Genomic DNA, 12374 nt, shown 5'->3' on the forward strand with positions numbered 1-12374 from the left:
GTCTTTCACCGCCCCGGCCCCTGAATATACACCTTCCAAACGATTGCAGGGCCCGCCTGGCCATGGAAGAAGCGCTGGGTGGTCATGACCAGGGGTTCGGCGCCGGGCGCTTCCTTGGCCATCCAGGCCTCGCAGGCGGCGATCCGGTTGTCGGTGGTGTCGCAGACGCCGATGAAGCCCTCGCGCTTGAGGTCGTCGAGCGAGCTCAGGCCCGAGCCCCAGGTCTCCTCGGCCGAATAGGGCACGGTGTACGGCCGCGGGTGATCCGGGCTGTAGAAGGTCATCGGCGTGTTCATCTCGGAATAGCCGGCGACCAGCGGCCAGGCGGAGCCGAACCGGGCGTGCCAGGCCTGGGTCAGCTGCGCGGCGAGCTGCGACCGCGCGCCATAGCCGGTGACGCCGTTCGGATTGGCGGCCATCTCGCGCCGCGCGATCCAGGGCGAGGCGGCCAGCGTGATCAGCGACAGGACCAGCCAGACGGCAGCGAGCCGCGGCAACATGACCGATCGCAGCCGCAGGGCCGGGATCGCGACCAGCCCCAGCGGCACCAGGAAGAACAGCGAGATGCCCCAATCGGTCTTCATGTAGATCGTGAAAGCGAGGCCGCCGAGCGGCGGCCCGACGGCGACGATCGCCTGCACCAGCCAGACATTCAGCGCCTGGCCCACATTGACGCCCGGATTGGGCCCACGCTGCCAATTGCGAAACGCGAAGCGCGGCGGCCAGGCCAGGACCAGCGCCGCCAGCGCAACCGGCAACGCCAGCAGCGCCAGATTGTGGCCGACATAGCCGCTGACGAGCTCCGCGGCGCGGCCGCGATCCGACAGCGTGTAGACGTCGCCGGCGTAGGTGACCGCGACGAAATCCACCTTCCAGAGCCAGACCAGATGCGGAATCATGGCGACCAGCATCGTGCCGATCGCGACCCATGGCGCTGGCGAGGCCAGGAAGCGCAACCGCTCGGGGTGCAACAGCGCCGCGATGCCAATGGCGCCGATCATGGTCAGCACCCAGTATTTGGTCATCAGCGCGACCGCACCGGCGAGGCCGAGCCAGACGCCGGAGGCGACGCTGCGCTTCTCGAAGGCATGCAGATAGGCCAGAAACAGCAACGGCAGGGTGAGCAACTGGACCAGGTCGGCGTTGTACTTGAAGCCCTTGAAATTGAAGATCGGGTACAGCGCGACCATGACCACGACGAAGAACGCCCTGCGACGGTCGACCACCTTGAGGCTCGCAAACCAGATGGCGACGAGACCGCCGCCGGCCATGGCCATCGCCAGCGCATAGGTCGCCCAGTCCCTGACCGGAAACACCGTGAACCAGAGGCCCGCGATCCAGCCCGACAGCGGCGGATGCTTGCCGTAGCCGAGCAGAAGCCGGCTGCCCCAGGCATAGGCCTCGGCGACGTCCATGTGGACGTCCTGCGCCGCCTTCAGATTGGTCAGGATCGCCGTCCACAACATGACATGGACGAGAACGAAGGCGATCACGACCCAGGACGAGGTCGCGGGCGCCGTGGCGCGCGCCACCAGCCATGCGGCCAAACGCCGGGGTCCGAGGCGGCTGCGCGGGCTGGCGACCGAATGCGGCAGAGAGGTACTCGACATGCGCTCTCGGTAGCCTGTTTTCGAGCCGCGGGGAATCAGCTTGGCGTGAAGAAAGGCCCTGGAAATTCAGCAATATGGTTGCTGGTTGGGGGCTCGGGGTGCTATCTGCGCGACCCATGACGACCGTCCCCATTCCCAACATCCGCAACTTCTCCATCGTCGCCCATATCGACCATGGAAAGTCCACGCTGGCCGATCGCCTGATCCAGATGACGGGGGGCCTGTCGGACCGCGAGATGGCGGGCAAGGAGCAGGTGCTCGATTCGATGGATATCGAGCGCGAGCGCGGCATCACCATCAAGGCGCAGACCGTGCGCCTGCAGTACCGCGCCAAGGACGGCAAGGATTACATCTTCAATCTGATGGACACGCCCGGCCACGTCGACTTCGCCTACGAAGTGTCGCGGTCGCTGGCAGCCTGCGAAGGCTCGCTGCTGGTGGTCGACGCCAGCCAGGGCGTCGAGGCGCAGACGCTCGCCAACGTCTACCAGGCGCTCGACAACAATCACGAGATCGTTCCGGTCCTCAACAAGATCGACCTGCCGGCGGCCGAGCCGGACAAGATCAAGCAGCAGATCGAGGACGTGATCGGCATCGACGCGTCCGACGCGGTGATGATCTCGGCCAAGACCGGCCTCGGGGTTCCCGACGTGCTCGAAGCCATCGTCACCCGCCTGCCGCCGCCCAAGGGCGACCGCGACGCGACCTTGAAGGCGCTGCTGGTCGACAGCTGGTACGACGTCTATCTCGGCGTCGTTGTCTTGGTGCGCATCGTCGACGGCGTCATGAAGAAGGGCCAGCGGGTCCGGATGATGGGCACGGGCGCGGCCTATGACGTCGAGCGCGTCGGCTTCTTCACCCCGAAGATGACCCAGGTCGACGAGCTCGGCCCCGGCGAGATCGGCTTCATCACCGCCGCGATCAAGGAAGTCGCCGACACCCGCGTCGGCGACACCATCACCGACGACCGCAAGCCGGTGACCGAGATGCTGCCGGGCTTCAAGCCGGCGATTCCGGTCGTGTTCTGCGGCCTGTTCCCGGTCGACGCCGACGATTTCGAGACGCTGCGCGCGGCGATGGGCAAGCTCCGGCTCAACGACGCCAGCTTCTCGTTCGAGATGGAGACCTCGGCCGCACTCGGCTTCGGCTTCCGCTGCGGCTTCCTCGGCCTGCTGCATCTGGAGATCATCCAGGAGCGGCTCTCCCGCGAGTTCGACCTCAATTTGATCGCGACCGCGCCAAGCGTCATCTACAAGATGAAGCTGACCGACGGCGAGGAGATCGAGATCCACAACCCCGTCGACATGCCGGACGTGGTCAAGATCGCCGAGATCCAGGAGCCGTGGATCGAGGCCACGATCCTGACGCCGGACGAATATCTCGGCAGCGTGCTCAAGCTGTGCCAGGACCGCCGCGGCAATCAGAAGGAGCTCACCTATGTCGGCGCCCGCGCCATGGTGAAGTACGAGCTGCCGCTCAACGAGGTGGTGCTCGACTTCTACGACCGGCTGAAATCGGTCTCCAAGGGCTACGCCTCGTTCGACTATCATCTGACCGACTACAAGCCGGCCGATCTGGTGAAGATGCAGATCCTCGTCAACAACGAGCCGGTCGACGCGCTGTCGATGCTGGTGCACCGGACCCGTGCCGAAGGGCGCGGCCGCGCCATGGTCGAGAAGATGAAGGACCTGATCCCGCCGCACATGTTCCAGATCCCGATCCAGGCGGCGATCGGCGGCAAGGTGATCGCGCGCGAGACCGTGCGCGCGCTGCGCAAGGACGTCACCGCCAAGTGCTACGGCGGCGACATCACGCGCAAGCGCAAGCTTCTGGAGAAGCAGAAGGAAGGCAAGAAGAAGATGCGGCAGTTCGGCAAGGTCGACATCCCGCAGGAAGCCTTCATCGCCGCGCTCAAGGTCGATAGCTGAGCCACCGCCGCTCCGCATGCGACGCTAGAGCCCGATGAGTTTTGGTTCGATCGAATAGCCCGCCGCGATCTCTGTTCCCCTCTCCCAAAGCGAGAGGTGAACTGAAATCGCGGCAGGCGCTTTGATTCAACCAGTTTGATTCAACAAGGACGCATCACGCACGATAGGGGCTGATCGAGCTCCTGCAGCTACGAGCGCCGGGCGGTCAGGCTGCGCTCGGCGGGTTTTCTTCGACTGCGCCTGCTCGCCTTTGAGTCATCTGCCCGGTCGGTCTGCAAGCCCAGCAGCGCATTGCGGACGATTTCGAGCGCCGGCTCGTTCGGCTTGTTGCGGTGCTCGATCAGCGCAAGCGTGCGCGTGAGCGGCGGACGCAGCGGCCGGACGATGAAATCGGGGTTGTGGATGCCGACGGCAATGTCCGGCACGATCGCCATGCCCAAGCTGGACGCAACGGCGCTCTTCAACGCCTCGACAGTCCCGAGCGGGGTCGGCCCTTGCGCGGGGGAATGGCCCGAGAGCCAGCCGAGAACGAGCGAATAGGCCGCGCTGCTGGTTTGCTCGATCAGCAGATTGTGTCCGGCGACGTAGTCGGGCGTGACCTCGTCGGGAACATCCGGGAGGCCTGCGGGAAAGATCGCCACCATGGCTTCCGACAGCAGCGGCGTGACGTCGAGTTGCCGCTTGTTGATCGGCAGATGCACGAGTGCGAGATCGACCCTGTTCTCGACGACGTCCTGAACGCCCTTGTCGGTCGGCATGTTGGTCACGACCAGATCGATGCGGGGATGATCGAGACGAACTTTGCGCAGGATCGGCGGCAATCGATAGATCATGGCGGTCAGCGTCGTGGCAACCTGGACACGGCCCACCCAGCCGTCGTGAAAGCGCCGCATCGCCGCGTCAGCCTGCTCGCACTCGTGGAAAATCCGCCTCGTCGCCTCGACCAGCTCGCAACCGGGCGCCGTTGCATGCGCCTGCTTGCCCAGGCGCTCGATCAGCCGCAGGCCGAAGCGCCGCTCGAGCTCACGGATCTGCAGGCTCACCGCAGGCTGCGTGAGGTTGAGCCGCCGCGCGGCTGCGGAGAAGCTGCCCTGCTCGACGACCTCGAGGAGGGCCCTCAGCTGATCGAGGTTGAGACCGCGCAATCAAAGTTCTCCTTATCAAAAGGATTGGCATAACAAATTTGCCTTGTCGGCGAGAACGTTTCAAGTTGCTGCTCGCGCACAGGTCGTAAGAGTCTCCGTCGGCGGCATCAGGTAGCATCGCCCGAACGAAGGATGACGGGACAAAAGAAGCCGACGCCGGCTGTGCAGCGTTTGTCGAAATCTCGATCAGCAGGCCGGTCGGCAGTATGAGTGAAGACGATAAGCTGAACTCCGTTGTCAGCCACATCTATGATGCCGTGCTCAATCCCGGGCTCTGGGGCGCGGCGCTGGAACGACTCGCGCGATTCGTGAGCGGCGAGGCCGGAACGCTGTGCCTCGAGGATCTGACCGCCAAGTTCGTCAGCGCCGGTCACGATATCGGTTCCGATCTCGAATACATGCAGATCCATTCTGAACTGTACGGGGACTACTTCGACCCGCTCACCGCCGTATCGCAATTGGAGGTCGAGGAGGTCGTGAGCCTCCTCGAGCTCGTTCCCCATCGCGAAGACTGCGCTCGGCTCTTCTACCAGGAACACCGGACACCCCGAGGTCATGCCACGAAAGCCGCGATCGGAACGCGCGAGGACGATGACGGGCTGCTCGGCCTGCATCGTGGCGCGCCCGACGAGGTGATCGACGATGCGATGAGGCGACGCATATCGCTGGTGGCGCCTCACATTCGCCGAGCCATTCTCATCGGCAAGGTGTTCGGCCGCAAATTCGGCGAAGCGGCGATCTTCGCCTCCATCCTGGACCAGTTGAACGCCGGCCTGTTCCTGATCGATCGTGACGGTCGGATCATTCACGCCAATACGACCGGACGAAGAATCCTCGGCACCGACGACTTCCTGCGTGCGATCAACGGACGGCTGGTCGCACGCGACACGGACGCCAATCGCGCCATGCAGGCCGCCTTCGCCCGAAAGGGCGCTCTCGAGATGGATGCGAAGGGCATTGCCCTTTCGCTGACAGCGGAGGATCGCGACTGTCACGTGGTCCACGTGCTGCCGCAACGGCTGGCAGCCGGTCCAGGAACGGCAAGGTCCGGGGCCGTCACCGCCGCGGTCGTCGTCTGCAAGACACGGCTCGAGCTCCCTCTCGCGCCAGATATCATCGGCCGCGCCTACCAGCTCACGCCGACCGAGCTGCGGGTGCTGCTTGCCCTTGTCAATGTCGGCGGCATTTCCGAAGTGGCGGCATCGCTCGGCGTCTCGGTGTCGACGATCAAGACCCATGTCGGTCGGCTGTTCGCAAAAACCGGATCCGCCCGCCAGGCGGACCTGGTCAAGCTGGTCGCCGGCTTCCGGCCCATGTTCGTGGCCTGAGATCCTCCCGGCGTGCACCTCCTGGGGGATCGTGCCTGCCGCGCCCCTGACATCCCTCGCGAAGCGCTCCACCGGCGAGGTCCACCCACAGACGGGAGTCATGGCCCCTGTGCAGCTCCGACGCCTGGCCCGTTTAGGTCCCGTGAAACCACGGTATATGTTCCTTAATGGTATTTTGGGACCTTTGCTGCGTAGCAAGGAATGCCCCCCAATGTCCCGCCTCCGGTCGATCTCCGCCCGCCTCATCATCGCGCTCTCGCTCACCGTTGCCATCGCCTGTGCCGTGCTCGGCACCTTTTCCGTGATCCAGCAGCGCGCCTTGACCCGGCTGGCGCTGGAGCAGCAGCTCAAGCTGCAGTTCGACAGCGTCTCGGCCGGCATCGATTACGAGGGCCGCGCGGCGCTGGCGGTGAGCTCGACATTGGCGGCGCTGCCGCCGATCGCCGACGCCTATCTCAAGGGCGACCGCGATGCGCTCGGCGCGCTGCTCGGCGGCGCCATGCCGCTGCTGAAGGCGCAAGGGATTCCGCTGGTCAACGTGTGGGCGCCGCCGGCCACCAATTTCTATCGCGTGCACGAGCCGAAAGTGTTCGGCGACGACACCTCCAAGCGGCGCATCACCGTGGTGCAGGCCAACCAGACCGGCCGCCTGATCGCCGGAGTCGAGCAGAGCCGGCTGTCGCTCGGCATCTTCGGCATGACGCCGATCGTGCGCGACGGCAAGGTGATCGCGACCGTCGATGTCGGCGCCGCCTTCGGCAAGGAATTCGTCGAGCGTGCCAAGCAGCGCTTCGGCATCGATCTCGCCGTCTACTGGATCAACGACGGGCAGCCGAAGCGGCTGTCGTCGACCTTCGGCGACGATGTCGTCGCCACGCCCGACGAGGTGCTCGCAGTGTTCAAGGGCGCGCCGCTGCAGCGTGACGCCACGCTGTCCGGCCGGCCCGCCGCGGTCTATGTCGGCCAGATCAGGAACTATGCCGGCGATCCGGTCGCCGTGCTCGAGGTGATCAAGGACACCACCGCCTATGAGGCCGCCGCCGCCGGCGCGCAGCAGCAGCTGATCATCGGCACGGTCGTGATCCTGCTGCTCGCCGTCATCGTCGCGCTGTTCGTCGCCCGCGGCATCTCGCGTCCGCTAATCGCGATCACCGCCGTGATGCACCGGCTGTCGAGCGGCGACACCGAGGTCACGATCCCCGGCGGCCAGCGCAAGGACGAGCTCGGCACCATGGCGCAGGCGGTCGACGTTTTCCGCCGTACCATGATCGAGACGAGCTCGCTTCGCGAGGCGCAGGAGGCCTCGCAGCAGCAGGCCGAGCATGACAAGCAGACCCTGCAGCGGCAGATGGCCGACCGCTTCGAGGCCGACGTCAAGGGCGTGGTCTCTTCAGTCGCCAAGGCCACCGAGGACATGGAGCGCGTCGTCCACCAGATCACGACGAGCGTGAACGGCACCTCGCAGCGCGCCGCTGCGGCAGCGGCGGCATCCGAGGAAGCTTCGAGCGGCGTCTCGACGGTCGCGGCCGCGTCGGAAGAGCTCGCCTCCTCGGTGACGGAGATCGGCCGTCAAGTCGCGCATTCGAGCAAGGTGGCCGATGGCGCCGTCATCAAGGCCCGGCAGACGACGGAGATGGTCAGCAGCCTCGCCGCCGCCGCCGAGAAGATCGGCGACGTGCTGCGCCTGATCGACGCAATCGCGAGCCAGACCAACCTGCTCGCGCTCAACGCCACGATCGAAGCGGCCCGCGCCGGCGAGGCTGGTCGCGGCTTCGCCGTCGTCGCCGCCGAGGTCAAGGAGCTGGCCGGCCAGACCGCGAAGGCGACGGAGGAGATCGCCGGCCAGGTCAGCTCGATCCAGGCCGCGACGTCCGACTGCGTCACCGCCATCGGCGGCATCAGCACCACGATCCAGGAGATCAGCGGCATTGCCGCGACCATCGCCGCCGCCGTCGAGCAGCAGGGCTCGGCGACGCGCGAGATCGCGCGCAGCGTCCAGCAGGCGGCCTCCGGCACCAATGAGGTGTCGCAGAACGTCGTCGGCGCCAGCGACGCCGCCGAGCAGTCGCGCCAGCTCGCCGACCACGTCATGGTCGCCACGCGCGACCTCGGCAAGCACGCCAACCACCTGTTCAGGAGCGTCGACACGTTCCTCGCCGGCCTGCGCAAGGCGGCGTAGCGCGCGACTTTCACCATCCCGCACTCTTTGCTCGCAGCATTCCAACGCTGCGAGCTCCAAAATCGGTGTCGTCCCGGCGAACGAGGGGACCCATAACCACCGAAGCGAGAGGTGAGAGCGAGCTGGAGCGACAGCAATGCCTCACGGCTGGCGCCGCGGATTATGGGTCCCCGCATTCGCGGGGACGACGGTGGAGATGAGGCAAGAGCCGGGCTCCCACTTCAATCGCCGGCGGTGAGCGCAAATCCCTCGTCGAGCCAGCCGGTGATGCCACCGATCATCATCTTGACCGGAAGCCCGAGCCGCGCGAGGCGGATGGCGGCCCGGTTGGCGCCGTTGCAGTGCGGACCGGCGCAGTAGACCACGAAGAGCTTGTCCTTGGGATACTCGGCCATCCGCTCCGCAGTCATGGTCCGGTGCGGAATGTTGATGGCGCCGGCGATGTGCCCCTTCGCAAACGAGGCCGGGCCGCGGACATCCACCAGGATGAAATCCGGATCGGCGGCACCCAGGCTTTCGTGAACGTCCCAGCAATCGGTCTCGAATCCGAGCATCGCCTCGAAATGCTGGAGCGCCAGCGCTGAGGGAGGGGCGGGCACTTCGGTGACATGCGTGGTCATTGGACCTCCATCCGGCTGGCGTGAACGGCCCAACTTCACTCGAAGTGGCCGCCGCCCCAAGTGACGGATCCGACAAAGTCCGGTAAGTTTCCGCCAATGCCGCCAGCCGCCGCCAACACCCGTCCCCGGGATCCGGGCCTCGTCGCCGTCATCGCCTATGACGGGCTGTGCACGTTCGAATTCGGCATTGCCGTCGAAGTGTTCGGACTGCCGCGGCCGGAGTTCGATTTTTCCTGGTATCAGTTCACGGTCGTCGCGGCGGAGGGACGGCGATCACGCGCGATCGGCGGCGTCGTGATCGAAGCCGGTGCTTCGCTCGCACGCCTGAAGGCCGCCAGCACGATCATCGTGCCGGGATGGCGCGATCGCAACGAGCGCCCGCCGGAGCGGCTGCTGCGCGCCATCTCGCAGGCCGCGGCGCGCGGAGCGCGATGCGTGTCGATCTGTTCGGGCGTGTTCGTTCTGGCCGCGGCCGGCCTGCTCGACGGCAAGCGCGCCACCACGCATTGGCGGCACATTCCCGACCTGAAGCGGCTCTATCCGGACATTTCCGTCGAGGAGGACACGCTCTATGTCGACGAGGGCAATGTCATCACCTCCGCGGGCAGCGCGGCAGGCATCGACGCCTGCCTGCATCTCGTCCGGCGCGACTTCGGCAGCAGGGTCGCGAACGCCGTTGCGCGCCGGCTGGTGATGCCGCCGCATCGCGACGGTGGACAGGCGCAATATGTCGTTGCGCCGGTCCAGGCGCGGCCGGGACGAACGATCGGTGAGGTCATGGACTGGGCTCGCGCGCGGCTGTCGCATCCCATCGCGATCAGCGCGATGGCCAAGCGGGCCCGGATGAGCGAGCGCACCTTCCTGCGGCGCTTCAGCGACGGCACGGGATCGAGCCCCGCGGCCTGGCTGCAGCAGGAGCGCATGGCGCGTGCGCGCGAACTGCTGGAGAACGCGACGCTGTCGCTCGCCGACGTGTCGGCGCAATGCGGCTACCAGTCGCTCGAAACCTTCCGCGTCGCCTTCCGGCGCAGCGTCGGAACGTCGCCGGCCGCCTACCGTTCGCGGTTCAGGACCGGGGCATCCTAGGACAAAACGTTCATATATGACCCTGGACAGGTGGTGGCGACGAGCGAACACGCCAACGAGTTACGCGTCATGCCCGAGCTTGTCGGCCATGACTGAGGAGAGATATCTGGCCACAAGCCCAGATTTCCACATGCGATTGCCTGCTTGATAGAGCGTCGCTCAGGCCACCATGGCCTTGCCCGCAGACGGCCCTTCCGCAGCATCCTTTTGCGCCTGCAGCAGTCCGACGATGTCCACATTGGGCCGGGGGCGGCTGAACAGGTAGCCTTGCCCCTCGTGGCAGCCTTCGGCGCGCAGGCAGCGCAGCTCCGCCTCGGTCTCGACGCCCTCGGCGGTGATGATGACGCCGAGACCCTTGCCGAGGCTGACGATCGAACGGACGATCGCCTGGGCCTCGCGGTTGGCGGCAAGATCGCGGATGAACGACTGATCGATCTTGATCTTGTCGAACGGAAAGCTGCGCAGATAGCTCAGGCTGGAATAGCCGGTGCCGAAATCATCCATCGAGATGCGGACGCCGAGCGCGCGCAGCGCATGCAGGGTCGCGAGCACCTGGCCGCTCTTCTCCAGCACCAGCGTCTCGGTGATCTCGAGCTCGAGCCGGCTCGGCGACAGGCCGGACTGCTTCAGCGCATCCATCACCAGCGACAGCACGTTGCCGACACGGAACTGCAGCGGCGACATGTTCACGGCGACGCGGACCTCGTCCGGCCATTTCGCCGCATCGCTGCAGGCCTGCCGCAGCATCGAGCGGCCGAGCGCCGAGATCAGGCCGGTCTCCTCGGCAATCGGAATGAACTCGGACGGCGGGATCATGCCGCGCTCCGGATGCGGCCAGCGCACCAATGCCTCGAAGCCGGTGATGTGGCCGGTCGAAAGGTCGATCAACGGCTGATAGTGCGGCCGCAGGACGTCGCGCTGGATGGCGTCGCGCAGCTCGATCTCGGTCTTGCGCCGGCTCTGCGCACGCGCATCCATGCCGGACTCGAAATAGCTGAAGGTGCCGCGGGTCTCGTTCTTCGCCCGCGACAGCGCCATGTCGGCGTTCTTGAGGAGCTTCTCGGCGTCGTCACCATCGTTCGGCGCCATCGCGATGCCGATCGTTGCACCGATCGTCACGGAGCTGCCATCGATCAGATAGGGATCCGCGATCGCCTGCAGCAGCCGGCGGCACAGCTGGACCGCATCATCCGGCCGCGCCAGCCCACCCTGCACGACCGCGAACTCGTCCGAGTTCAACCGCGCGACGATGTCCTCCTGGCGCAGGATCGAGCGCAGCCGCTTGCCGACGCCGCGCAACAGCCGGTCGCCGACGGCGTGACCCAGCGTGTCGTTGATCGACTTGAAATTGTCGAGGCCGAGCACCAGCACGGCCACCTTCTCGGAGCCGCGCCGCATCTGGGCGAGCTTGTCGTCGATCTTCTGGCGCAGCAGGTTGCGGCTCGGCAGGCCCGTCAACGCATCGTGCTGGGCCAGGAACGCCAGCCGCGCCTCGGCGCGCTTGCGCTCGGTGATGTCCATCAGCGCCAGCAGCACCGCCGGCCGATCGTTGTGGACGAGATGGCGCGAATAGATCGCAAGGTCGATCAGGGTGCCGTCGGCGCGGACATGCTTCCAGGTGCGCGCCGCCTGCTCCTCGCTGGACTGCTCGCCGGCCCAGGGCGGCTCGCTCTCATAGGCCTGGAGATTGCGGATGCTGAGCTGCTCGAAGGCGGCGCGGCTGTAGCCGTAATGCTGGGCGGCCGCATCGTTGACGCCGAGCACGCGCTCATCATCCGTCGCGCAGACGATCATCGGCACCGGATTGCCATCGAACAGCAGCCGGAACGACTCTTCGCGCTGCTTCAGCTCGGTGATGTCGACGCGCAGGCCGACGATGCCGCCGTCGCCGGTCAGGCGCTCCTCGATCAGGATGGTGCGGCCGTCCGACAGCCTCTGCTCGTGGCGGCCGCTCGGATGGAACAGCCTTTCGAGCCGTTCGGCGATCCACTCCTCTTCGCGGCCCGCCGCTTCCGGATAGTCGCCGCGGGCGACGCCGATCCGGATCGTATCCTGCAGCCGGGCACCGGATGCGAACAGGTCCGAGCTGCGATTGTAGATCTCGGCGTATTTCTTGTTCCAGAGGATGTAGCGGCCGTCGGCGTCGAGGAACACGATCCCCTCGGGAAGAATGTCGATCGCCTCGATCAGCCGATCATGCGCCTTCTTCGCCTCCGCCATCGCCACCTCGGCGCACTGGCCCGCGTCCTCGTCGATCGGGCCGCGCTGACGCAGGTTGTGCCGGCGCAGTCTTAGGCGTGGCTTGACCGGGTGGATTGCATCGCGAGCGCTTGGCACGCGATTGCGCTTTTTTGCCTTGGTTGGCCGAACGGGCCGCATCGCGTGCACTCTCCTTCTCGGAGAGCAGTTTTCGGCCACGTTTCTGAAAAAATGGTATCTTGATGCAGGACACTTCATCCGCTGGTTACGCGAAAACGC

8 protein-coding genes are annotated in these 12374 nt (G+C 66.0%); 4 read left to right on the forward strand and 4 right to left on the reverse strand.

Annotated elements, in window-relative coordinates; all coding sequences use genetic code 11:
- Positions 1-5: 5 nt before the first annotated feature.
- Positions 6-1610, reverse strand: a complete 1605-nt coding sequence (locus S58_RS33755; protein ID WP_042340402.1) for a glycosyltransferase family 39 protein — start codon at positions 1608-1610, stop codon at positions 6-8.
- A gap of 116 nt (positions 1611-1726) precedes the next feature.
- Here S58_RS33755 and lepA point away from each other — a divergent pair, with 116 nt between their 5' ends.
- Entirely contained in the window at positions 1727-3538 is a 1812-nt protein-coding gene (lepA, locus tag S58_RS33760; RefSeq protein ID WP_015669926.1) for a translation elongation factor 4, read from the forward strand.
- A gap of 188 nt (positions 3539-3726) precedes the next feature.
- Here lepA and S58_RS33765 read toward each other — a convergent pair whose 3' ends face one another.
- Positions 3727-4683, reverse strand: coding sequence for a LysR family transcriptional regulator (locus S58_RS33765; RefSeq protein WP_015669927.1), 957 nt, complete (start codon positions 4681-4683; stop codon positions 3727-3729).
- 206 nt (positions 4684-4889) lie between these two features.
- On the opposite strand from S58_RS33765, the gene S58_RS33770 reads away from it, so the two are divergent.
- Entirely contained in the window at positions 4890-6011 is a 1122-nt protein-coding gene (locus S58_RS33770; RefSeq protein WP_015669928.1) for a helix-turn-helix transcriptional regulator, read from the forward strand.
- 211 nt (positions 6012-6222) lie between these two features.
- Entirely contained in the window at positions 6223-8190 is a 1968-nt protein-coding gene (locus S58_RS33775; RefSeq protein ID WP_015669929.1) for a methyl-accepting chemotaxis protein, read from the forward strand.
- 221 nt (positions 8191-8411) lie between these two features.
- Here S58_RS33775 and S58_RS33780 read toward each other — a convergent pair whose 3' ends face one another.
- Complete coding sequence (locus tag S58_RS33780; protein ID WP_015669930.1) at positions 8412-8810, reverse strand: rhodanese-like domain-containing protein; 399 nt, start codon at positions 8808-8810, stop codon at positions 8412-8414.
- 96 nt (positions 8811-8906) lie between these two features.
- On the opposite strand from S58_RS33780, the gene ftrA reads away from it, so the two are divergent.
- Positions 8907-9896: a transcriptional regulator FtrA gene (gene ftrA, locus S58_RS33785; RefSeq protein WP_015669931.1), complete on the forward strand. Its 990-nt coding sequence runs from the start codon at positions 8907-8909 to the stop codon at positions 9894-9896.
- Positions 9897-10055: 159 nt separating this feature from the next.
- Here the strand turns inward: ftrA and S58_RS33790 are convergent, their stop codons facing one another.
- Positions 10056-12275 carry a putative bifunctional diguanylate cyclase/phosphodiesterase gene (locus S58_RS33790; protein ID WP_015669932.1) on the reverse strand — a complete coding sequence of 740 codons (2220 nt, stop codon included), beginning with the start codon at positions 12273-12275 and terminating at the stop codon, positions 10056-10058.
- Between the last annotated feature and the right edge of the window lie 99 nt (positions 12276-12374).

The organism is Bradyrhizobium oligotrophicum S58 (assembly GCF_000344805.1).
Lineage (GTDB): Bacteria > Pseudomonadota > Alphaproteobacteria > Rhizobiales > Xanthobacteraceae > Bradyrhizobium > Bradyrhizobium oligotrophicum.